Origin of the sequence: Arsenicitalea aurantiaca (assembly GCF_003994485.1) — a bacterium.
Taxonomy (GTDB): domain Bacteria; phylum Pseudomonadota; class Alphaproteobacteria; order Rhizobiales; family Devosiaceae; genus Arsenicitalea; species Arsenicitalea aurantiaca.
Window position 1 is genome coordinate 180,608 of sequence record NZ_RZNJ01000004.1, and the last position, 22,974, is coordinate 203,581.

The window sequence follows — 22,974 nt, forward strand, 5'->3', positions numbered from 1 at the left end:
GTGACCAAGACCATGATGACGGGGGGTGAGGCAGTCGTCGCCGCGCTCGAGGCCAACGGGGTGAGAACGCTCTACGGCCTCCCGGGCGTACAACTCGACCATCTCTTCAACGCCCTCCACGGCGCGACCGACTGGTTACGGGTCGTCAACGCTCGCCATGAGCAAGGCGTGGCCTATATGGCGCTCGGCCATGCGCAGTCGACGGGCACGCCCGGGGTCTATGCCTGCGTGCCGGGGCCCGGTTTCTTGAACACGACCGCCGCGCTTTCGACGGCTTATGCGGTACATGCGCCGGTGCTGGCGCTGATCGGGCAGATCCACAGTAAGGCGATTGGCGTGGGCGGCGGGGAATTGCATGAACTGCCCGACCAGACCGCGATCGTGCGGGGCCTCACCCGATGGAACGGCATTGCCCATAGCCCCGAGGACGTTCCCGGGCTCATGCGGACAGCCTTCGAGATGCTGGCTTCGGGCATCGGGCCGGTGGCGGTTGAGCTGCCCGCCGACGTGCTTGCCGCGCACGCGATGATGGATGCGGCCGTCAAAGCGGAGGCCCGGCCGCCCGCCTTACCCCCGGAGCATCTCGTGGCGTCCGCCGCCCATCTGCTGATCGCCGCCCGCCGGCCATTGATCATGGCGGGCGCCGGTGCCTATGGCGGGGAAGGCGCTCTTGCCCGGATCGCCGAGCGGCTCGGGGCGCCGGTGATGATGCACCTTCAGGGTCGGGGCCTGCTCGAGAGCAGCCATCCGCTGGCCATCGGCATGGGCGAAGGCCGCCAGATCTGGAACGATGCGGACGTCATCCTCGCCGTCGGCACGCGCTTTCATCGCCTGCCCGCCGAATGGGGACTGTCGGAAACCCAGAAGGTGGTGCGGATCGATACCGATCCGGCACGCTTCACCATCGGTCGCCCCCCCGAGATCGCGATTGCGGCAGACGGCGCGGCAGCGCTCGAGGCCATTGCCGGCCGGCTCGCCCATCTCCCGCCGCGCAACGAAGCCGGCATCGCGGCCGCCGCAATCCTGAAGGCAAAGACTGAGCAGCGGATCGCGATCGAGCTTGCCCCACAGATGGCTTATCTGGCGGCATTGCGGCAGGCGCTGCCCGCCGATGCGCACATCGTCGCCGACTATACCCAGATCGGCTATATGGCGGCCGACCGCCACCCCGTCGCCCGACCTCGCCAGATGCTGACCCCGGGCTATCAGGGCACTCTGGGCTGGGCCTACGCGACGGCACTCGGCGCGAAATCGGCCAACCCCGACAAAGTCGTCGTCGCGCTCTGTGGCGATGGCGGCTTTCTTTTCACGGCCAACGAGATGGCAACCGCCGTCGCCCATGGCATCGCCGCGATCGGCATCGTCTTCGTCGATGGCGCCTATGGCAATGTGCAGCGCATGCAGCGGGAAGATCATGGGGGAAAGGTCATTGCGAGTGACCTCGTCAACCCCGAGTTCGAGCGCTTTGCCGAGAGTTTCGGGGCAAAGGCGAGACGCGCGGAGACCGCGGACGGCCTCGCCGAGGCGCTGCGCTGGGCGATGGACCAGACTGGCCCGACCCTGATCGTCGCGCCCGTGCCGCGGTTCCCCAGCCCCTGGGCACTAATCGAACCCTGAACGGGGCGGGCCTTCGACCCGCCCCTGAATTGCCTAGACGATCTGGGGTGGGGTGACCTGGTGGTCGTATTGGTCGCCGGCCGTGTGATAGGGAACGATGCCGACTTCGCCCGTGTCGCTGACCGTGAACCCACGCACGCCTGCATAGGAGATGTCGTTGCTCTCGAGCAGCTGCTTGGCGCGCTCTTCGTGTCCTGCCGGAACATAGACGAAGAAGTGCTTCACCTTGGTGGGGGTGTCGTTATCGGTCAACGCCGAGCCGGCGGTGAGATAGGGCAGAGCGGCCTCGCTGATGTCCATCTCGACTTCGCCCATCTCGCGGATCTTTCCGGTGCGGTCGGTGATCACGATGTCGGGGAAGTGCTTACCATTGGGCGTATCGATGCCGATCGTCTGGGTGGGCACGTTGGTGTTGGTCACGTACCCGTCCGGCCAGGTGGTCTGGCCGGGAAAGGGGAAACGAGTGGCTGCGATGGTCCGGACGACGAGGTCGTGGGTGCTCTCGCTCAATTTTCTCTCCTGTTGATCCATGGCACGGCCATGGGGCGACCCCGTCCGGGTCCCCGCGTCGCCTGCGCCCAGGCGAAGCCGCGCCTTGAGGTCATGGGGCCGATGGCCCGAGATCCCCAAAGCACCGATGGCGATACTTATACTCGACTATAAATTTGGCTTTGACTACAGGAAAGCGTGCTGGCGCAGCGAAAATTCGCCGCTCCCGGCGTTCAGCGATAGGCCACGCCGGGCAGGACACACGCCATTTCAAAGAGCAGATTGGCCGCCGTGATTGCCGTCGTACCGGTGGTGTCGAAAGGTGGGGAGACTTCGACGAGATCGGCGCCGACGATGTCGAGGCCGCGGCACCCGCGGATCAGTTCGATCGCCTGCATGCTGGTGAGCCCGCCGATCTCGGGCGTGCCGGTGCCGGGTGCGTAGGCTGGGTCGAGGCTGTCGATGTCGAAGCTGAGATAGGTCTTGTGCCCGCCGATCCGCTCGCGGATACCGGCGATGAGGGGCGCCAGGGATTTGTGCCAGCACTCTTCGGCCGGCACCACGGTGAAGCCCCGCGCGCGAGACCAGTCGAAATCCTCTGCCGTGTACCCCGTGCCGCGCAGCCCGATCTGGAAGACGAGGTCGGGTTTCAGGCAGCCATCCTCATAGGCCCGGCGAAAGGGGGTGCCATGCGCGATCTTCTCCCCGAACATGGTGTCGTTGATGTCGGCATGTGCGTCGATGTGGATGAGCGCCACGGGCCCATGCCGTTCGGCCATGGCCTGAAGGATCGGGTAGCTGATCGTATGGTCGCCGCCCAGGGTCAGCGGAATGCAGTCCTCGGCAAGGATTCCGGCGATTGCCCCCCGGATGATCCCGACATTCTCGGGGAGGTTGAAGGTGTTGATGGGCACATCGCCCAGATCTGCAAACTGCAGGCTGTCGAAGGGTGCGGCCCGCGTCGCCATGTTGTAGGGGCGGATCATCACCGATTCCTGGCGGATCTGGCGGGGACCGTAGCGTGTTCCGGAGCGGTTCGAGGTACCGATATCAAGCGGTATGCCGACAAAACACGCGTCGAGCCCCTTTGCCGAGCTTGCCGCGGGAAGCCGCATCATCGTGCCCGGCCCACCGAAACGCGGCATCTCGTTGCCACCCAGAGGCTGATTGTACTGCTCTGCCATCATCGTCTCCTCAAGCCTGCCTCGGTCTCAGACCGAAAGGCAGAGATATTTGAGCTCTGTGTAATCGTCCATGCCGTGCCGTGAGCCTTCACGGCCGATCCCGGACTGCTTGATGCCTCCGAAGGGCGCCAGTTCCGTGGAGATGAGCCCCGTATTTATCCCGACCATGCCATATTCCAGTGCCTCGCCCATCCGGAAGATGCGGGCATGGTCCCGCGTGAAGAGATAGGCGGCGAGGCCGAACTCGGTGTCATTGGCCATGCCGAGCGCCTCCTCCTCCGTATCGAACCGGAAGATGGCCGCGAGCGGTCCGAAAGTCTCTTCGCGCGCGACCCGCATCTGCTGGGTGACGCCGGTGACGATGGTGGGCGGGAAGAAAAGGCCTTCCTGCACGCTTCGCGGTCCGCCGACGACAAGCCGGGCGCCTTTGTCGAGCGCGTCGACGATATGGGCCTCGACTTTTTCGAGCGCCCGCGCTTCGATCAACGGGCCGATCCGCGTCTCGGGGGCAAACCCGTCGCCGACCCTGAGCTCGGCCACACGCTCGGAAAGCAGTGCCACGAAGCGGTCGTGAATGCCGCACTGCACGTAGATCCGGTTAGCGCAGACGCAAGTCTGGCCGGCATTGCGAAACTTGGAGACGATCGCGCCCTCGACCGCCGCCTCGAGATCGGCATCGTCAAACACGATGAAGGGCGCATTGCCGCCAAGCTCGAGCCCGAGCCTCTTGATCTGGCCGGCTGCCCCCGCCATGAGCCGTCTCCCGACCGGGGTGGAGCCGGTGAAGGTGATCTTGCGGACCTTGTCATTGGTGCAGAAAGCCTCCCCGACCATTTGTGCATCGGTGGCGGTGAGGATCGAGAAGAGCCCGTCCGGCAGGCCGGCGCGCGCTCGGCCAGGACGCCGAGGGCCAGCGCCGAGAGCGGCGTTTGCGCAGCCGGTTTGGCCACGATGGCACAGCCTGCGGCGAGCGCCGGGGCGAGCTTGCGGGCCAGCATGGCATTGGGAAAATTCCAGGGCGTGATTGCACCAACGACGCCGACCGGCTGCCGCAGGACGAGGATGCGCTTGTCGCGCTGGTGACCCGGCACGATGTCGCCATAGACACGCTTGGCCTCTTCGCCGAACCATTCCACATAGCTCGCCCCATAGAGGATCTCCCCCCGCGCCTCGGCCAGCGGCTTGCCCATCTCCGCAGTGAGGATGGCGGCGAGGTCATCGGCATGGGCAACCATCAGATCATGGAGCCGCCGCAAAACCGTTGCCCGCTCCTTGCCGGTCCGGCTCGTCCACTCCTTCTGCGCCCGATATGCGGCATCGATCGCCAGTTCCACTTCGTCCGGCCCAAGATCGGGCAGGCTCGCGAGTTCGGCGCCCGTCGAAGGATTGTGGACACCAAAGCGCTTCCCGCTTTTCGCCCCGTCGACCCAGGTCCCGCCGACCAGCGCCGCGGAACGCAGCAGCGAAGCATCAGAGAGGCGATCGAGAAGCGCGCCTTCACCCATGGCGGGCCTCATCGGAGGCCGCGATCAGCTGCGCTTCGAGAATGTCGAGGGCTTCGGCGAAGACCGGCTCCTGCGTCGTCAACGGCGGCAGGAAGCGAATGACGTTTCCATAAATGCCGCAGGTGAGGAGAATGAGACCCGCGTCGAGCGCCTTGCGCCGCACCCGTTCGGCAAATCCGGCATCGGGCACGCCATCCGCGGGATCGTTGAACTCGGCAGCAACCATCAACCCCGGGCCCCGCACCTCGACGAGTTGCGGAACGCGATCGCGCAGGCTTTCGAGACGCTGGCGCAATCGCGAGCCAAGGGCTTCGGCCCGCGCGCAGAGCCCTTCGTCTTCGATCACGTCGAGAACCGCATGGGCCGCGGCGATCGCCACCGCATTGCCGCCATAGGTCCCACCGAGCCCACCCGGCGCTGCAGCATCCATGATCTCGGCCCGTCCGGTCACCGCGGCAATCGGAAAACCGCCGCCCAGCCCCTTGGCCATGGTGACGAGATCGGCGGCCACCTCGTGGTGCTCCATGGCAAAAAGCCGGCCGGTGCGGGCGAACCCGGTCTGGATCTCGTCCGCGATCAGCACGATCCCATGGGTGTCGCAGATCTGCCGTAGGGCCGAGAGCAAGGCGCGCGGCGCAGGGTAGAAGCCTCCCTCGCCCTGTACCGGCTCGAGGATGATGGCCGCCGTGCGGGCGGGCGGCAGGTCGGCCTTGAAGAGCCGTTCGAGGGCTGCGAGCGTGTCTTCGACCGATACCCCGTGCAGGGAGATAGGAAAGGGCAGCCGGAAGACTTCGCCGGGCATCGGCCCGAACTCGGCCTTATAGGGATGGACCTTCCCCGTCAGTGACATGCCCATGAAGGTTCGCCCGTGAAACGCACCTCCGAAGGCGATGACGCCGGACCGCCCCGTCGCGGCTCGGGCGATCTTGACCGCATTTTCGACCGCTTCTGCACCGGTCGTGACGAAGATCGTCTTCTTGGCGAAATCGCCCGGAACCGCTGCGTTGAGCCGCTCGGCGAGCGAGACGTAGTTCTCGTAGGGCACGACCTGGTGACAGGTGTGGGTGAACCGGTCGAGCTGGTCGCGGGCCGCGGCCATCACGCGCGGGTGGCGATGGCCTGTGTTGACGACGGCGATGCCGGCAGCGAAGTCGATGTAGCGCCTGCCCTCGGCATCCCAGATTTCCGCATTCTCGGCGCGCGCGGCATAGACCTGCGTCGCGACGCCCACTCCGCGCGCAATCGCTGCGCTGCGGCGCTCGATCAGGCTCAGATCGCTCATTGTGTTCTCCACTCTCTCGCTTCGCATCGCCGGCTTGTGCCGCGGCCGCCCTCAGATGATTTTGCCCGGGTTGAGCAGCCCCTTGGGGTCGAGCGCAGCCTTGATCGCGCGCATCGCTGCGATCTCGGCGGCGGACCGGGAATGGTCGAGCCAGTCGCGCTTCAGCCGTCCGATCCCGTGCTCGGCGGAGATCGATCCCCCGAGCGCCCGCACGAGCCCATAGGCGGTCTCTTCGACGCGATGGACGAGTGCGGGATCCGCGCGCGGCAGGGTGACGACGACATGCAGGTTGCCGTCCCCCACATGGCCGAAGACATAGCTGCGCAGATCCGGATCGAGCGCGCCCAGATCCTCCCGGCATCGACGGGCGAAGCCGTCCATCGCCACAACCGGCAGGCTGACGTCGAGATTGATCTCATGGGTCAGCGGCGTCTCGAGATGATCCATGTGCCGGATGTCCCAGAAGCGGTCCGCTTCGGCCTGCGAAGAAGCGATCAGGGCATCGCGCACGATCCCCTCCGAATAGGCGTCGGCGAGGAGGTCCGTGAGCCCTCCCCCCTCGCATTCGATAAGGAGCGCGATGTCCGGGTCGGGCGAGAAGAGGCCCCGGCCGCCGCAGAGCAGGAAGTGATCCTGCCACATCACCTCAAAGGCCGAGAGCGTCGTCTTCGCGCGCGCCGAGCGCAGGAGCTTGAGTGCAGCCGGGAAATCGGGGAGCGCACAGAGCGCCGTTTCGGCAGGAGGCGGCAGGGGCTTCAGCCGCAGCACTGCGCGCGTCACGACCCCGAGCGTTCCTTCCGACCCGATGAAGAGCTGCGCGAGATTATAGCCCGAATTGTCCTTGGTGAATTTGACGAGGTGGCTCAGCACCGTGCCGTCCATCAGCACGCATTCGAGACCGAGGACGTTCTGCCGGACCGTGCCGTGGCCGATGACACGCGTTCCTCCGGCATTGGTTGCGATGGCGCCACCGATATGGGCCGAGCCGCGCGCGCCATAGTCGATGGGCAGGAGGAAGCCGGCTGCACGGGCTGCATCCTGCGCGGTCTGGAGGATCGTGCCGGCACGCAGGGTCATCGTACCCTCCTCGGCATCGATGTCCTCGATGCCCTCGAGGCGGGCGAGCGACAGGGCGATCTCCCCGCCGAGGGGGTTGGCCCCTGCTGCAAGCCCGGTGAGCCCGCCCTGCACGACGACCGGCTGGTCATGGGCGTGACAGATTGCAAGCGCCGCGGAAACCTCCTCGACGCTGCGTGGCCTCAGCAGCGCAAGTGGAGCGACAGCTGATGGCGCACCGCTCGCATCGCGAAGCCGGGCCGCCATCAGGCGCGACCCGGCAAGGACGCCATCGTCACCCAAAGCGGCCAAGAGGGCCCTCAGCACCGGCTGATCGGGCAGCACCGTCATCACGCACCGGCTCTGGGCGAGGCCGATATGATCTGCCTTATACCAGTAAAGCCCTCGATCGCTGCGAGGCCCAATTCGCGTCCGAAACCGCTGGCGCCGAACCCGCCCCAATTGCCCTGCGGGAACACCATCTGTCCGGTGTTGACCCAGACATTGCCCGCGCGCAGCGCGCGCCCGACGCGCTCGGCCCGCTCGATATCGCCGCTCAGCACGACCGCACCGAGCCCGAACGGCGTATCGGCGGCAAGCGCGACCCCTTCGGCCTCGGTGCGGAAACGTCGCGTGACCAGAACCGGGCCGAAGATCTCCTCGCGCCAGAGCCGGCTCGTCACCGGCACGTTTCCATAGATCGTCGGCGCCACGTAATATCCCGGTCGCCCGAGAGCATCCCCGCCCGCCAGGCATGCGAGGCCTTCCGCGCGGGCCGCATCGAAAAAGCCGATGACCTTTTCGTACTGGGCCGACGAGGTCAGGGGACCAAGCGTCGTGGCTGGATCGAGCGGGTCGCCAATCGTCATGGTGCGGGCAAGTTCGACGAGCCGCTCTTCGAGGGCGTCGGCTATGCCTTCCTGCACGATGAGGCGCGAATTGGCCGAACAGACCTGCCCGCAATTGGTGAAGATGCCCTCGGCGACGATCTGCGCCGCCCAGTCCGGATCGACGTCATCAAAAACGATGATCGGCGATTTTCCGCCCAGCTCGAGGGTAACGGGCACGGCACGCTCCGCCGCGGCCGCCATCACCGAACTGCCCACCCTGTTGCTGCCGGTGAACGAGATCTTGGCGATGCGCAGATCGCGCACGAGGCGCTCGCCCGCCTCCGGCCCCCCGACGAGGATGTTGAGAACACCCGGCGGCAGGCCCGCGGCGATCGCCGCGCTGCCGAGCGACAACTCGGCAAAGGGGGTGACCTCGGAGACCTTCAGCACGACCGTGCACCCGGCAACGAGCGCCGGCGCAACCTTCCATGCGGCGGTGGTCAGCGGAAAATTCCACGGCACGATCAAGGCGACAGGACCGAGCGGCAGCCGATCCTTATGTGCGACGAGCCCCCCTTCAAGGCCCGGCACATCCTCCTCGCCCGGCAGCCCGGCAAGGCTCGCATAATACCGGTAGCAGGCAACGGCATCGTCGACGTCCATGAGGGCCTGCGCGAGGGGCTTGCCGTTATTGCGTGCGGTGAGCCGCGCAAGATCGTTCCGCCTTTGGTCCAGATGGTCGGCGATCGCATCGAGAAAGCCTGCGCGCGCCTTGAACGAAAGCGATGACCAGGACACGAAGGCTCGTTCGGCCGCTTCGACTGCACTCTCGACATCCTGCGGCCCAGCGAACGCCACTTCGCCGATGACCTGCCCGTCAATCGGGGAGAGAATGGCGAGCCGGTCCTGGTTCGCAGCCTCGATGAAGCGCCCATCGATGAAGAGGCGGTCCTCGAGGATTTCGACCGTGTTCGAGACGCTTCCGACCAAGATCCCCTCCAGGCAGGACTCTACATTTATTCTGTAGCTTTCTATTGGAAGCAGCTTCCGCTGATGCCGGCAAGGAAAATCGTCACGGGCTGGGCTTTGGCGCAGCCGCGGGCTAAGGATGCGCCAAAGCGCGGAGGAGAAACGCGATGGAGCCGCCCACGGCATTGAGGATCGGCGAGGTCGCCCGGCTCGTGGGGGTGTCCGTGTCCACCCTCAGGCTCTGGGAGACCCAGGGGCTCGTCACGCCACATCGCCTCGAAAGCGGACAGCGCATCTATTCGCCCGAGAATGTCGAGGCGTTGCGCGAAATCCAGCGCCTGCGGCAGGATGAGGGGCTGAACGCCGCAGCGATCCGGACGACCCTTGTGCCACGGCGTTCCTCGTCCCGACCGCGCAGTGCTGCGCGCACCGGGCCACGCCTGCGTGCGCTGCGTCGCGCCTCAGGGCTCACCCTGGGACGGCTTGCCGAGGCGATCGGCATCGCCCCTTCGGTGCTCTCGACCTTCGAGCGCACCTCGCAGGGGATCGCCTTCAAGACCTTGAGCGATCTTGCGAGGTATTTCGGCACATCGGTTTCCGAGCTCTCCGGCGACGGCACCCGCGAGGGACGACCGCTGGTGCGCGCCGGCCAGTGGCGGCGTTGGCCCGAGACGACCCCCGGCGTCACCGTGCAATTGCTGGCCGAGGGGCGCAATCAGATGGATTGCCACCGCTTCGTCCTCGCGCCCGGCGCATCGTCGGAAGGGGCCTATCGTCACGAGGGGGAGGAGTTCATGCATATCCTCACCGGCCGCCTCGAAGTCACGCTGGATGGCCTCGAGACCGTGGTGCTCGATCCGGGCGATTCCCTTTATTTCGCGAGCAGCCGGCATCACGCCTGGCGCAACATCCATGATGGCGAGACGATCCTCATCTGGATCAACACCCCGCCGACCTTCTAGGGACCCGGCTTATCCGAAGCGAGTTTCGAGCCAGTCCACGGCAAAGGCGACGATCGGCGCAGCCTCGACGAGCACGCTCGGGGCCTCTCCGACCGGGCCCTGCCGACCCGCTCCGGTCGCTAGGAAGCGCCTGACGATCTCGGCAAAATAATCATCGGCAAGCCCGTCGACGACGGGATCGGACGTATCGAACTCCTCTACCATCCGCCAGACGACCCCGTCAGGCGTCGCGAACGGCACCTCAACCCGCTTGATGCGCTTGCCGGGGATCCTGGCCAGGTGCTCGGCATGGTGAAGGAGCGTCATCGTATCGAGCGGACACCCGACCATCAGCACCTTGCCGCCAGCTGCAACGAGCTTGCCCAGAGGGGAAGCTGGCCCGTAGCCATAATCGAGTGCGTGCCCCTCGGTCAGCCAGCTTGCCCGCGCGCCGAGCGCTACCATCGACGCCCCGGGGTTTCCGCTGCGCACCGCGCCGGGTGTCGTGCGCAGGAATTCGGGGAGGACGCCATTGTCGCGGGTCGCACGCGAAGAGAGCGGGTCGAAGGCGGGCACGTGCTGCCGCCACGCCGCGGGCACCCGCCCGTCCTCATCGAGCAGCGCGTCATGGCGCGTGTCCCAATCGGCATAGGCCATCAGCGTGCCCGCAGGCCCCAATACGTCCCGGAGCGCCCCGATCAGCGCGTCGGGACCGTTCAGCAGCCGGCCCACCCGGCTCATGGCTGCATGCACCATCACCAGATCGCCCGCCCCGACCCCGAGGACCGAAAGGTCATCGGCCAGCCGGGCCCGCGTGACGAATTGCTCGTCCATCGCCAACCTCCACGTCGTGGCAGAGCCTAGCCCGGGCAAAATGCGCTGTCATCGGGTCGCGCCATTGACGCGTCGGGCGCGATGGCCGAGCCTGCGCCCTTTCAAGAACCGGAGAGTGTAGCGTGAGCGCAGAGCAAGCAGGTGCGGTGCTGGTAGTGGGGGCAAGTCGCGGCATCGGACGGGCCATCGCCCATGCCACGAGCCGCAAGGGGTTCGGCGTAGGCGTCCTCTGTCGCAAGCCGGCCGACGCCGATGCGGTTGCAGCCGAGATCGCTGAGGCCGGCGGCAGAGCCCTGCCGCTCGTTGCCGACGTGACCGATTACCCCGCCATGGCGCGTGCGACGGCGATGCTGGCGGACTGGGGGAACGGGCTTTCCGGCCTCGTCAACAATGCCGGCGTGATCGAACCTATCGCCCGGCTCGGCGACACCGATCCCGGTCGCTGGGCTCAGGCGATCGAGATCAATCTCGTCGGCGCCTATAACGGCATCCGCGCCGCCCTGCCCCTGATGGCGGGTGGGGGCACCATCGTCAACATATCGAGCGGCGCCGCGGGGAACCCGCTTGAGGGCTGGAGCGCCTATTGCACGGCAAAGGCCGGCCTCGCCATGCTGACCCGCGCGCTCCATCACGAATATGGCGCATCGGGCCTATGTGCCTATGGCTTCCGCCCAGGCGTCGTCGATACCGGCATGCAGGCCGAAATCCGGCAATCGGGGATCAATCCGGTGAGCCAGCTGCCGCGAGACGCTCTCCTCGCCCCCGAAATCCCCGCCGAGGCGGTTGCATGGCTTCTCGCCAACCGCCCCGAGGATCTTTCGGGCAGCGAAATCGACATCCGCGACGATGCGTTCGCCGCGCGCGTCGCGGGCAGCCGATCCTAGCTGCCGAAGCGCGCGGCGCTGAAGGGCGCCAGGTCGAGATAGGGCTTTTCGCCCGTCATGGCCTGGCCGAGCAGCTTTCCGGTCGCAGCGCCCAGCGTCAGCCCATGATGGGCGTGGCCAAAGCCGAACCAGAGATTGCCGTGCTTGGGGGCGCGCCCGATGACCGGCTTCATGTCCGGCGTGCAGGGCCGCGACCCCATCCAGGGCTGTGGCTCGCGCCTTTCGCCCAAGGGGAAGAACTGCCGGGCGACCCGCTCGGCCGCTTCGAGCTGAACGGGATTGCCCGGCGTATCGAGCGGAGCAAATTCCGCGCCGGTGGTCAGACGGATACCCTTCAGCATCGGGGCGAGCAGATACCCGGTCTCGCTGTCCAGAAGCCAGTGCCGCAGCGGCTTGTTGTCCTGCGTGCCGTAATGCATGTGGTAGCCGCGCTTGACAAAGAGCGGCAGGCGATAACCCAGCTGCCGAGTGAGCCCGCGTGACCAGGGCCCGAGGGTGATCACCGCCTCTCCCGCCTCGACCGGTCCGGCGTCGGTCGTGACCCGCCAGCCCTTGCCGGCGGTCGCAAGGCTCATGGCGTCGCCGGTCGCCACAACGCCGCCGAGCTTGCGGAAAAGCGCGACATAAGCGTCCGCGAGGCTGCCCGGATCCTTGATCCCCCAGGGCTCGACCCAGTGGATTGCGCCCGACATCGGGATCATGACATCGGGCTCGATGCGCGCCATCTCCGGCCCGTCGATCCGCCGGTTGGTGACCCCGTAGCGCCGCTCGTCATCCTCCGCCTGGGCAAAGGCAATGTCCCGCGCCTTTGCCGAGCGGAAGACGCGATACCAGCCATCCTTCGAGACGAGATCCTCGGCACCTGCCTCGGCGATCAGCTCGGCATGCGTGTCGACCGAGGACAGGATCAGGGGCGCATAATCGGCAACGATCTGCCGGTAGCGCTCGGGGGCCGAATTGTACCAGTACTGCATGATCAGCGGCGCCAGCGCCGGCAGCGCCGTCGGGCTGTAGCGCGCATCGATCGAGGTGTTCTGGGCGATGCGCAGAAGCGTGCCGAACTCGCGCGGGAAGGCATAGGGCCTGACGCCTTCCTTCTGGATGAGACCGGCATTGCCGTAAGAGGTCTCGCGCCCCGGGGTCTTGCGGTCGACCAGAACCACCTGGCGGCCACGCCGCTGCAGGTTGATTGCGGTACAGATCCCAACGATCCCCGCGCCCAGAACGATAACGTCAGCCATGACCCAGATCCTTTCCCGCCGGCATGCTCGCACCGGCCCGGTGTGCATGAAAGCACAACCTGAATCCCGGCCTCTTGGCAACCTTGGGCATCCGCTCCGGACGCAATGCCGCGGCGCGGCAGGTGCATGGCGTCTTGCCGGACCCTCAGAAGACCGGCATGGGCGGAGAGAAATTGGCGAGTTTCGTCGAAAGCCCCTGCATCTCCTTGCCGAGCATGTCGACATAGCCCGCAGCCAGCTGGTCGGTAAGCTTGGCGAGGGGGCCGGCGATGGTAAGCGCATCATACTGGATCGACCCGGCCCGGTTAACGGGCACGGCAACCGCTACGGCGAACCCATGGGCGGTGGCTTCGCCCCTGCTGATGGCAAAGGCCTTTTCCCGGATGCGGGCGAGCTCGTCCATCATCGCGCCCTTGTCGACCCCTTCCCCGCCGACGCCACGGGCGAGGACGGGCTGCTCGAACACATGCTCGCGAACCTCATCGGGCGCATGGGCGAGGAGGACCTTTCCCGTGGCCCCGAACAAAAGCGGCCGGCGGCTCCCCTCCTCGACGATGAACCGTAGGCCCTCGCTCGATTCTTCCTTGGCGATCACCAGCCGGTCGAAGCCATGCCGGATCGAATAGAAAGCGGTGTTGCCCGACTGCGCGGCGAGGCGCTTGAGGGCAGGCCGGACGAAATCGGCCATGTCCGACACGCGCTGGCCGAGCAGCGAGCCCAAGGAATAGAGCTTGAGGCCAAGGGTATAAGTGCCGGCGCCCTCGTCATATTCAAGGAAGCCGGCCGCCTGCAGCGTGCCGGCAAAACGCAGGATCCGGCTGCGGTTGAGACCCGTGCGCTCATGCAGGTCCTTGAGGCGCAACGGCCTGTCCTTGTCGAACGCTTCGAGGATCTTGAGCGCGCTCAGCACCGCCTGGACGTGACGCTCGGATTCCTGTGCCATGGCCGCCTCCCCTCATGTATCCCAGTTGGTCCACCTCGTTATAGAGGACCGATCCGCTGCGCAAGACAGGGCCTATGCGGCCCTCCGGCGCGCCAGCATCCGCCGCACGGGCGGGACGACGATGCTGAGTATTGCCAATAGCCCAAGCACTGCCGCAACGGGTCGGGTGGTGATCGCGCCGACCGCGCCGCCATAGAGCACCAGCGCCTGAACCAGATAGGTCTCGAGCATCGGGCCGAGAATGGCGCCGAGGATGATCGGTGCCATCGGTACGCCGAGCTTGCGCAGGAACCATGCGCCCACGCCCACGACGAGCGTCAGCAAAACCTCGAACACGTCATTGTGCACCGAAAATGCACCGAGGAGCGCGAGCACGAGTATGCCCGGTCCGAGGAAGGACTGCCTGACCCGGGTGATGTTGGCGATATAGCGGGCGAGGTAGAGGCCGAGCACCAGCATCACGACATTGGCGACGAAGGCGCCGATGAAGACGGTATAGGCGACGTCAGCGCTCCGCTCGATCAGGAGCGGACCCGGAACGAGACCGTGCGAGGTCAGCGCTGCCATGACGATGACCGCATCGACGCTGCCCGGAATGCCAAGCGCCAGCGCCGGAACGAGCGAGGAAAAGACCGCGGCATTGTTGGCGGTCTCGGGCGCGATCACGCCATCGATGTTCCCCTTGCCAAAACTTTGCCGTTCGGCGGGCTTTGCCGCGCGCTTGGCCTCGCCATAGGCGATGAAGGACGCAATCGTCGGCCCCGCGCCCGGCAGGACGCCGATGACGACACCGATCAGGCCCGACCGGAGAAAATTGAACCCGTGCTTTGCCCAGTCCGAGGCCTTGGCAAGGAAACTTTCCTTGCCACCCAGCGTCTTGAGGTCGATGGCGATCGATGCATCCCCCTTGCGCATCATCTCGATGGCGGCCGGGATGGTGAAGAGCCCGATGAGCAGCGGGATGAGCGGCACGCCGGTGACAAGACCCGGCTGCAGAACGAGCCGCGTCTGGCCGGTCGGCGCGATTCCCACCGTGGCAATGGCGAGCCCGATGAAGGTCGCGATCGCGCCCTTGAGAAGCGAGCCCGAGGAAAGCGATGCGACCGTCGCCATGCCGAATAGGGCAAAGGCGAACATCTCCGCGGGTCCGAACGAGAGTGCCAGCCGGGCAAGGAGCGGGGAGAGGAAGAGCAGCGCAAGCGCAGAGGCCATCCCGCCGATCGTCGACCCGATGATGGACGCGCGCAATGCCAGCCGTGCCCGGCCCGACTTTGCGAGCGCAAATCCATCGAGCGTGGTCGCGGCCGCAGCGGCCGTGCCCGGGATATTGAGGCAGATCGCCGAAATCGAGCCGGCATAGACGGCCGCACCCCAGATCGAAATGAGAAAGAGCACGGCCGTATCGGGCGGGGCGAGCAGCACGAGGGGCAGCAGGATGGTCATCGTCGTGCCGCCCGAAAGCCCCGGGATGACCCCCACGGCCATGCCGATCAGCACCCCGCAGACGATGGCGACGAGATTGGCCGGCTCGAGGACGTGGAGTAGGCCGGAGCCGATGAGTTCGATCATGATCGGTGTCCTGGGCCTAGAGCCACGGGATGCGGGGCAGCGGGATGCGCAGGCCCTGGATGAAGAGGAGTTGGATGAGCGCGGTGAGCCCGAGGGCGAAAACGAGAAGCGCCACCGGCCGGCGTTCGCCCGCAATCAAGAGCGCTATGAAGAGAAAGATGGCCGTTGCCGGCACATGCCCGATGCTGGTCCAGCTCAGTACATATACAAAGGAGGCAGCAAGTGCAGCGACGGGCTGCCAGGCAAAGCCGTCGTCCTCCCCGCCCACATCCCCCGCCATCCGCGCGCGGCGGACATCGCGCACCTGCTGCAAGGCAAGGACGCCCAGCATCAGGCAAACGCCGCCGATCAGCACCTGGGGATAAAGGAGCGGATAGGCCCCGGAGCCGCGTGCGCCGAGCGTCCAGACAAAGAGCGCACAGAACGCAAGGAGCATCACCAATACGGCCAGAAGCTTCATCATGCCTCGCAGCAAGCCGCCCGAAAAGCGTCTCCGCCCCGGGCGGCTGGCCGGGGCGGAGATCAGTCTGCCGCACGGGATATCCGTGCGGCAGCCGCCATCAGTCGTTCTGGGCCAGTTCGACGCCGGCGTCGATCAGCACCTGGCGGAGACCTTCATACTCCTCCATCACAAGCGCCTGGGTCGCTTCGGCATCGAGGTAATCGATGCTGAGCCCCACCTGCTCGAAATCTGCTGCGAGTTCGGGCGAGGCCATGGCTTCTTCGAGCGCAGCTTCGAGGATGTTGCGAATCTCCTGCGGCGTGCCTGCGGGAACGGCGATGGACCGCCAGACGCCGGTGTTGACCGCATAGCCGAGCTCTTCGAAGGTCGGCACGTCCGGCATCGCCTCGACCCGCTCGGGTGCCGCGACGGCGAGCACGCGGGCCTGCCCGGCTTCGTAGAGCGGCTGGGCTTCATTGAGGTTCATGAAGGCAAAGTCGATGTGATTGCCGAGGATGGCCGAGATGCGATCCCCGCCACCGCCGAAGCCGGGCACTTCGAGCGCCTGCGCATCCGCTTCGGATAGGAATACCGTCTGCGCGATGGCCGAACTCGGCCAGCCGGTCACCTGCGGCGCCGAAACCTGGCCGGGCCGGGCCTGGAGATCAGCGATCAGATCCTCGAGCGTCTCGTATTCGCTCTCGTTGGAAACGACGATGAACTGCGGCACGAAGGTGACCTGCCCGATATAGGCATAGTCCTCGGGCGTGAACGCCACCCCTTCGATGACGAGCGGGGCAGCCGCGATGCCGGGGCTGACCATGGTGATGGTGTAGCCATCTGGCGCAGCCGTTGCGCCCATGGTGTGCCCGGTCACCCCACCACCGCCCTCGCGATGCTCGACGACCACTTCCTGGCCCAGCGCCGCACCCAGATGCGGCGCAAGCGCGCGCGCATTGATCCCGACGCCGCCGCCGGGCCCGTAGGGCACGATCATGGTGATCGAGCGGCTCGGATAATCCTGGGCGATGGCGCCAGTGGCAAGGGCCGAGACCGCAAGGCCGGCGGCAAGTGCGATGGATTTCAGTTTCATAATGTTCCTCCCTCAGTGTCGCGCAAGCCGTCAGGAATAACGCTTGCGATAGAGCGGCCGCAGTTCGTCGAGCGGACGCTTGGATTCGATGAGTTCGCGCATGTTCTCTTCTTCGCGGGCGATAGCGCGAAGCTGCTCGAGGACGTAGCCGATATGCTCATAAGGCACGAAGCAGACGCCGGAATCGTCGGCGACGACGAGGTCGCCGGGATAGACCGCAACGTCGTGCACGGTGACCGGCCCGTTCATCTCGACCGCTTCCATGCGGAATTTGCCGGTGATCGGCGTGACGCCCTTGGACCAGACCGGGTAGTCGATCTTCTTGATGGTCGAAACGTCGCGCACGGCGCCGTTGACGATGGCCCCCGCGAACCCGCGCGAGCGCGCGACCGTGACCGACTGGCCACCCATGTTGGACACGTCGAGATTGCCGCCGAAATCGCAGATGAGGACGTCGCCGGGCTCACCGAGATAGTAGGATTCGCGCGTGGACATCTTGATCATGTCCTTGTCGAAATAGCCCTGGGTTGGGGTCTTTCGCTCCGGGATCGAGCGCACCGTGGTGGCGGTGCCCACCATCTTGCGACCTGCAATCACAGGCTTCAGGTGCGAGCCGGCCACCGCGCCGCGCAGGCCCAGGGAGTCGAGCGCATCCGACACCGTCGTCGAGAGGTCCTCGAAGGTCAGGAACTCCTCGACGATTTCGCGGCTGGCACGGGGAAATTTGATCGCGGCGATGCGTTCGATCGGCACCTGGCCCCAGACGCGCCCCTCGGCCCGATATTCTTCGTAGTCCCGTTCGACGTCGGCTCGGCTGGTTTCGCTCATCAACTTTCCCCGCATGCACCGCGCAAACTGCGGTGTCTACATAATAGAAATATCTTCTATCTCAAGAATAGCGCGGCGAACCGCCCCGTCAAGCCCTTCGAGGCATGGACATGTTCGTCTTATGGCGAAAAAGGTGCGCGTGAACCGCGCCGGGGGGGTCAGGAGGCGCTTTGCAGCGCGGAGATCAGCTCGACCTCGGTCTCGTAATTGGAGAGCTCGACCGTCGCCGTTTCGAGCATGGCGACGCGCCTGCGCTCAGTCGTGTGCTGCTCGGTCTTGGCGCGGATCTGTTCGTTGAGGCGCTCGACGAACAGGTTGAGCTCGCTGTCATTGCGCCGGATCCGCGCCCTCAGGGCCCGCAGGGCCTCGATCTCCTCGTCGAGCTGGCGCACCTGGCGTTCCGCCTCGATGGTGCCGGCGCGTACCGCCACGCTCATATGGTCGATGAAGTTGACCGATGTCAGGGGCAGTCCGGTAGCGATGGCGGTCTGCACCGCAGCATCGAAGAGGTCGACGAGGATGACTGTAACCTCGCGCCGATAATCCTGGATACCCGCCTCATCGACAATCCCGGTTTCATCGAACCGCCGGCGCGATACCGGATCGGACAGAAGACCGAAGGCGCGCACGATCGATACGAATTCGTCCGCGTCCCCGCCCCGATCGGGATGGGCCGTCTGCACGCGCTTGCGATAGGCCGACTTTATCGCCGCCTGCTCGGCGCTGCGCCCCACGCCCAGAACGTCATATGGATCGAAACCTGTCATCGGGCGCGATGATATCAGCCAGTGTGGCGGGATTGAAGCAGGCCGGAGGGCCGGCCCACGACATTCGCACGCCCCTCATCCCTGGGGGATGTCGTTGGTGTATTTGGGCACGTGATAGCCCTTCTGCACCGCCGGACGGCTGGCAAGCTCGCGATACCAGCGCCGCACGGCGGGGAAGTCCGAGAGGTCGATCTCCTGCCATTCATGCCGCGACACCCAGGGCCAGATCGCCATGTCGGCGATCGAATAGTCCCCCGCCACATGCGCATGCCCCGAAAGTCGCTTCTCGAGCACACCATAGAGACGCCGGGCCTCTTCCCGGTAGCGGTCCTCGGCATATTGGGATTTGCCGGCATTGTATTTGAGGAAGTGATGGGCCTGCCCCAGCATCGGGCCGAACCCGCCCATCTGCCACATCAGCCATTCGATCGCCCGGTAACGCTCTTCCCCCTCGCGGGCAAGAAACTGACCCGTCTTGTCGGCGAGATAGACGAGGATTGCTCCTGATTCCATGAGGCTGATGCCGGTCTCATGGTCGACGATGGCGGGGATCTTGTTGTTGGGGCCGACGGCAAGAAAATCCGGCGCGAACTGCTCGCCATTGGTGATGTCGATCGCATGGGCGCGATAGGGCAGCCCCAGCTCTTCGAGCAGGATCGAGACCTTGCGCCCGTTCGGCGTCGTCCAGGTGTAAAGATCGATCATTCCGTCCCCCTGCGCGCCATGTTGCCCGAGCGTTCGGGCATTCCGAGGACCTTGTGCGATACCTCGGCAAAGGCGGCGATCCCCGCCTCGATGTCCTCGACGGACGGCAGCGCGAAGCAGAGCCGGACGAACCGCCTGCCATGCTCGGGATCAACCGACCAGTCCGATCCGGCATTGACCGAAATGCCTTCCTCGGCCGCCGCCTTTACGAGGGGCGCCGTATCGATGCCCTCGGGATAGGCCATCCAGACGAAGAGCCCGCCTGTAGGCCGCACCACTTCGACCGAGGTCCCGAACTCCCGCCCGATCGCCTCCATCATCGCATCGAGCTTGGTTTCCAGATGCCGCGTCAGCGTCTCCACATGCGCATCGAAATGCCCGTCCAGGTAACGCGCTGCCGTCATCTGCTCGATCGCGCCCGTGCCGGCATCGGTCTTGAGGGCGAGAATCTGCCCCAGCGCCTGCCAGGGGGCGACCATGTAGCCGAGCCGCAGCGCCGGGGCGAGCGACTTCGAGAGCGAACCGATATGGATCACCTGCTCGGGGGAAAGTGCGGCGAGCGCCGGGGGCGCCTCACCCGACCAGATGAGGTCGGCATAGCATTCGTCCTCATAGATCGGCACGTCGAACTCGGCGGCGAGCGCAAGGAGCGCCTTCCGACGCTCGAGCGGCATGATGGTGCCGGTCGGGTTCTGGACCGTCGGGATGGTGTAGATGTATTTGGGGCGCCGCCCCTCTGCGGCAAGCCGTTCGAGCGTTTCGCGCAGCGCCTCGATGACGATGCCGCCTTCGTCGAGCACCGCGGGAATGGCGTCGACGCCAGCCGACCGTGCTTTCGAAATGGCTGCGCCATAGGTGAACTGCTCGATGATCACGCAGTCGCCACGATCGCAGAGGAGCGCGTTGACCAGATCCATCCCCTGCAGCGAACCGGAGGTGATGAGCACTTCATCGGCACCGAGCGCGAAGCCGCGATGCGCGTTGAGCTTGTCGGCGATGATTCGCCTCAGCTTTTCGTGTCCGAGCGCACTGCCCCCCAGATTGTAGATGGCGAGACTCTCACCCTCCTCGGTGATCGCGGCGGCGGCCGCCGCCGAGAGCGCGGCCACGGGAACGGCGGAGGGATCGTTGTGGCCGACCCCGAAATTGTAGCGCGCCGACCCGCCTCCGCGCGCCTTGGGCGCCGGCAGGTTCGAGGCAAAGCGCGCGGCATGCGCGAAGAAATCGGAGGTCATGGCACGTTCGCCTTGCGGGTTGGCATAGCGTTTCAGGCCACGAACATAGCCATAATGTCGAGGCTCGCGAAAGCCGGCACACGCAAAACGCTTTCGCGCAATGGGGCCAAGGCGCAAAGCCATCATGCAAAATGTCACGCCCTAAGGGTTTGATTGTTTGGCGAGGGGGCACTATATCGCCTGTGCCCGCTGCGTCGGGCTTCATCTACTGGTTGGGGAGGACGCCATGTCTCGCGACGCCCTCTTCCAATTGGGGATGGGCTCAGTTTCGCTGAAAGCCTCCCAAACGGAAGAACACTCAATGCTGCCCGCCACTGCACCCGAGGCGGGGGAACCCAAGGATCATTTCATCCAGCGGGACGGAATCGCCTTTGCCGGTTCCCATCTGATCATCGATCTCTACGACGCCGAAAGGCTCGATGATCTCGACCATATCGAGCAGACCATGGTCCGCTGCGTGGAAGAGGCCGGGGCGACGCTCCTGCACATCCACCTGCATCCCTTCGAGCCCAATGGCGGGATCAGCGGGGTTGCGGTGCTGGCCGAAAGCCACATCTCGATCCATTCCTGGCCCGAACGTGGCTATGCGGCTCTCGACGTCTTCATGTGCGGGGACGCCGAACCCCAACGCTGCGTGGAGGTTCTGCGCAAGGCCTTCAGCCCGGCACGCATCGCGGTGCAGGAACTGCTGCGGGGCAAGGGCGCTTGAGCGCAAGATGGACCGACGAGACCCTGCATGAGGGCGTGCGCATGGGCTTTGAAGTCCGGCGCACGCTGCATGCCGCAGACACCGGCCAGCAGCGCCTGGAGCTCGTGGAAAACCCCGTCTTCGGCACCATGATGCTTCTCGATGGCGCCGTGCAGGTAACGAGCGCCGACGAGTTCGCCTATCACGAGATGATGGCTCACGTCCCACTCGCCGCCCATGGCGGGGTGCGACGGGTGCTCATCATCGGAGGCGGCGATTGCGGGCTCGCCGAAGAAGTCCTCAAGCATCGCGATCTCGAACGGGTCGTGCAGGTCGAGATCGATCCCGATGTCGTCGCCTTTGCGCGCGATCACTTTCCCGAGCTCAACGCGGCCGCCTTCGCCGATCCCCGCTTCGAGATCAAGATCGGCGACGGCGCAAAGTTCGTCGCCGAAACGCAGGATCATTTCGACCTCATCCTCGTCGATTCGACGGATCCGGCGGGTCCCGGCGCCGTTCTCTTCACTGAGACTTTCTATCGCGATTGTGCCGGACGGCTCGCCCCGAATGGCATCATCGTCACCCAGTCGGGCGTACCGTTCCTGCAGGGCGACGCCTTCGTCGCCGGGCTCGGTGCGCTGCACCGCGCAACGGGCGATGCCTCCTGCTACCTCACGGTCGTGCCGACCTATTTCGGTGGCCACATGGCGCTGGGCTGGGCAGGCCCCGGCGCTGCTGCAGCGCGCCATACCGCCGAGACCGTTCTCGCCGAGCGCATGGCGGGGATCGCGACGCGCTACTGGAGCCCGGCCATGCACCATGCCGCCTTTGCCCTGCCGCCCTTCATCGCGGAGGCCCTCGCCGCTGCCCGACGGGGTTGAGCGGGGTTTCCCGTTGCAGGGTACCCGGGCGATGGATAAGGTCCGGTCCGCATAGCCCGGAGGATCTCATGCTGCCACGCCTCGCCCTCGCCGCCCTTCTCGCCGGCACCGCCCTGCCCGCCTTCGCCGCAGGCGAACGCGTTGCGCTGCTGACCCCCTATCTCTCCGCGATCGCGACGGCCGAAATGGTCGATGCCTTCCGCGCCCGCGCGAGCGAAAATGGCTGGACGCTGGACGTGGTGGACACTGCCGGCGACATGGGCGCACTTGCGAGCCGCGTCGAAGATGTGACCGCGAGCGGGGTCGACGCCATCGTGCTCGTCTCCATCGATCCGGCGCAGATCGAAGATCAGGTGGGCCGGGCCGATGCTGCTGGTATTCCCGTGATCACCATAGACGGGGCCGCCAACGACGCGGTCGCCCTCAACGTCACCTCAGACAATTACGTGCTCGGCCAGGCCATGACCGAATATCTCTTCGAGGCCATCGGCGGCGAAGGCCAGATCGTGCGGCTGTTCCACTCGGCTCATCCGGGCGTGCGCCAGCGCGAGATCGCACTCGATGATGCGCTGGCCGAGACCCCTGCCATCACCGAGATCGGCCAGCATTACGTGCAGGTGCCGGGGCAGATCGACGATAGCCGCAACGCCATGGATTCCATCCTTCTCGCCAACCCTGGCGAGGGCGCAATCGATGCTGTCTGGGCGGCGTGGGACGAACCGGGCGTCGGCGCGCAGCTGGCCATCGAAGCCTCCGGCCGGGACGGAATCGTCATCGCCGGCATCGACGGCAACCCGCAGGCGATCGAGCTGATCGAGGCTTGCACGCCCTTCATTGCCACGGTGCGCCAGGGGTTTTCGCAGATGGCCGAGATCGCGGCCGCTGAGCTGTCGACCATCTTCGAAGGTGGCACGCCAGAGGCAGCTGAACTCTACGCACCGGTCGAACTCATCACCCGCGAGAGCCTCGGGGTCACGTGCGACTGACCGAG

General features: G+C 65.9%; 21 protein-coding genes and 1 pseudogene. 6 read left to right on the plus strand and 16 right to left on the minus strand.

Features of this window, described 5'->3' with window-relative positions; translation table 11 throughout:
* Entirely contained in the window at positions 1-1,617 is a 1,617-nt protein-coding gene (locus EMQ25_RS12150) for a thiamine pyrophosphate-dependent enzyme (protein ID WP_158626072.1), read from the plus strand.
* A gap of 33 nt (positions 1,618-1,650) precedes the next feature.
* On the opposite strand, the gene EMQ25_RS12155 is transcribed toward EMQ25_RS12150, so the two are convergent.
* From EMQ25_RS12155 to EMQ25_RS12180, 6 genes and pseudogenes are all read right to left on the minus strand, one after another.
* The gene (locus EMQ25_RS12155) at positions 1,651-2,127 is read right to left on the minus strand and encodes a hypothetical protein (RefSeq protein WP_127188858.1); all 477 of its coding nucleotides are present in this window, start codon (positions 2,125-2,127) and stop codon (positions 1,651-1,653) included.
* Between the two features lie 212 nt (positions 2,128-2,339).
* Complete coding sequence (speB, locus tag EMQ25_RS12160; RefSeq protein WP_127188859.1) at positions 2,340-3,290, minus strand: agmatinase; 951 nt, start codon at positions 3,288-3,290, stop codon at positions 2,340-2,342.
* Between the two features lie 27 nt (positions 3,291-3,317).
* A pseudogene (locus tag EMQ25_RS12165) lies at positions 3,318-4,795 on the minus strand (NAD-dependent succinate-semialdehyde dehydrogenase).
* The gene (locus tag EMQ25_RS12170; RefSeq protein ID WP_192895663.1) at positions 4,788-6,077 is read right to left on the minus strand and encodes a 4-aminobutyrate--2-oxoglutarate transaminase; all 1,290 of its coding nucleotides are present in this window, start codon (positions 6,075-6,077) and stop codon (positions 4,788-4,790) included. Before EMQ25_RS12170 ends, EMQ25_RS12165 begins: the two are co-directional and overlap by 8 nt.
* 51 nt (positions 6,078-6,128) lie before the next feature.
* On the minus strand, positions 6,129-7,484 hold the full coding sequence (locus EMQ25_RS12175; RefSeq protein WP_127189195.1) for an FAD-binding oxidoreductase: 1,356 nt from the start codon (positions 7,482-7,484) through the stop codon (positions 6,129-6,131).
* The gene (locus EMQ25_RS12180; protein WP_204570019.1) at positions 7,484-8,953 is read right to left on the minus strand and encodes an aldehyde dehydrogenase family protein; all 1,470 of its coding nucleotides are present in this window, start codon (positions 8,951-8,953) and stop codon (positions 7,484-7,486) included. The genes EMQ25_RS12175 and EMQ25_RS12180 overlap by 1 nt, the downstream gene beginning before the upstream one ends.
* A 146-nt stretch (positions 8,954-9,099) precedes the next feature.
* On the opposite strand from EMQ25_RS12180, the gene EMQ25_RS12185 reads away from it, so the two are divergent.
* Positions 9,100-9,894 (plus strand): MerR family transcriptional regulator, encoded by a 795-nt coding sequence (locus EMQ25_RS12185; protein ID WP_127188861.1) that lies wholly within the window; start codon positions 9,100-9,102, stop codon positions 9,892-9,894.
* A gap of 9 nt (positions 9,895-9,903) precedes the next feature.
* On the opposite strand, the gene aac(3) is transcribed toward EMQ25_RS12185, so the two are convergent.
* Positions 9,904-10,707, minus strand: a complete 804-nt coding sequence (gene aac(3), locus EMQ25_RS12190; RefSeq protein WP_127188862.1) for an aminoglycoside 3-N-acetyltransferase — start codon at positions 10,705-10,707, stop codon at positions 9,904-9,906.
* A gap of 122 nt (positions 10,708-10,829) precedes the next feature.
* Between aac(3) and EMQ25_RS12195 the strand changes: the two genes are divergently transcribed.
* On the plus strand, positions 10,830-11,591 hold the full coding sequence (locus EMQ25_RS12195; protein WP_127188863.1) for an SDR family oxidoreductase: 762 nt from the start codon (positions 10,830-10,832) through the stop codon (positions 11,589-11,591).
* Here EMQ25_RS12195 and EMQ25_RS12200 read toward each other — a convergent pair.
* The 9 genes from EMQ25_RS12200 to EMQ25_RS12240 form a co-directional block, all read right to left on the minus strand.
* Positions 11,588-12,832: an NAD(P)/FAD-dependent oxidoreductase gene (locus EMQ25_RS12200; RefSeq protein WP_244606573.1), complete on the minus strand. Its 1,245-nt coding sequence runs from the start codon at positions 12,830-12,832 to the stop codon at positions 11,588-11,590. The genes EMQ25_RS12195 and EMQ25_RS12200 overlap by 4 nt on opposite strands.
* 145 nt (positions 12,833-12,977) lie before the next feature.
* On the minus strand, positions 12,978-13,775 hold the full coding sequence (locus EMQ25_RS12205; RefSeq protein WP_127188865.1) for an IclR family transcriptional regulator: 798 nt from the start codon (positions 13,773-13,775) through the stop codon (positions 12,978-12,980).
* Positions 13,776-13,847: 72 nt separating this feature from the next.
* Positions 13,848-15,344 carry a tripartite tricarboxylate transporter permease gene (locus tag EMQ25_RS12210; protein WP_127188866.1) on the minus strand — a complete coding sequence of 499 codons (1,497 nt, stop codon included), beginning with the start codon at positions 15,342-15,344 and terminating at the stop codon, positions 13,848-13,850.
* A 16-nt stretch (positions 15,345-15,360) separates the two neighbouring features.
* Positions 15,361-15,807 (minus strand): tripartite tricarboxylate transporter TctB family protein, encoded by a 447-nt coding sequence (locus EMQ25_RS12215; protein ID WP_127188867.1) that lies wholly within the window; start codon positions 15,805-15,807, stop codon positions 15,361-15,363.
* A gap of 97 nt (positions 15,808-15,904) precedes the next feature.
* On the minus strand, positions 15,905-16,879 hold the full coding sequence (locus tag EMQ25_RS12220) for a Bug family tripartite tricarboxylate transporter substrate binding protein (protein WP_127188868.1): 975 nt from the start codon (positions 16,877-16,879) through the stop codon (positions 15,905-15,907).
* Between the two features lie 30 nt (positions 16,880-16,909).
* Positions 16,910-17,707 carry an RraA family protein gene (locus tag EMQ25_RS12225; RefSeq protein WP_127188869.1) on the minus strand — a complete coding sequence of 266 codons (798 nt, stop codon included), beginning with the start codon at positions 17,705-17,707 and terminating at the stop codon, positions 16,910-16,912.
* 158 nt (positions 17,708-17,865) lie between these two features.
* Positions 17,866-18,474, minus strand: a complete 609-nt coding sequence (locus EMQ25_RS12230) for a J domain-containing protein (RefSeq protein ID WP_127188870.1) — start codon at positions 18,472-18,474, stop codon at positions 17,866-17,868.
* A 75-nt stretch (positions 18,475-18,549) separates the two neighbouring features.
* On the minus strand, positions 18,550-19,179 hold the full coding sequence (locus EMQ25_RS12235; RefSeq protein WP_127188871.1) for a glutathione S-transferase family protein: 630 nt from the start codon (positions 19,177-19,179) through the stop codon (positions 18,550-18,552).
* The gene (locus EMQ25_RS12240; protein WP_127188872.1) at positions 19,176-20,414 is read right to left on the minus strand and encodes an aminotransferase-like domain-containing protein; all 1,239 of its coding nucleotides are present in this window, start codon (positions 20,412-20,414) and stop codon (positions 19,176-19,178) included. The genes EMQ25_RS12235 and EMQ25_RS12240 overlap by 4 nt, the downstream gene beginning before the upstream one ends.
* Before the next feature lie 301 nt (positions 20,415-20,715).
* Between EMQ25_RS12240 and speD the strand changes: the two genes are divergently transcribed.
* The 3 genes from speD to EMQ25_RS12255 all read left to right on the plus strand — a co-directional run bounded on the left by speD (position 20,716) and on the right by EMQ25_RS12255 (position 22,969).
* On the plus strand, positions 20,716-21,123 hold the full coding sequence (gene speD, locus EMQ25_RS12245; protein WP_425290237.1) for an adenosylmethionine decarboxylase: 408 nt from the start codon (positions 20,716-20,718) through the stop codon (positions 21,121-21,123).
* Complete coding sequence (gene speE / locus EMQ25_RS12250) at positions 21,120-21,983, plus strand: polyamine aminopropyltransferase (protein ID WP_127188874.1); 864 nt, start codon at positions 21,120-21,122, stop codon at positions 21,981-21,983. Before speD ends, speE begins: the two co-directional genes overlap by 4 nt.
* 68 nt (positions 21,984-22,051) lie before the next feature.
* On the plus strand, positions 22,052-22,969 hold the full coding sequence (locus tag EMQ25_RS12255) for a sugar ABC transporter substrate-binding protein (protein WP_127188875.1): 918 nt from the start codon (positions 22,052-22,054) through the stop codon (positions 22,967-22,969).
* Positions 22,970-22,974 lie beyond the last annotated feature (5 nt).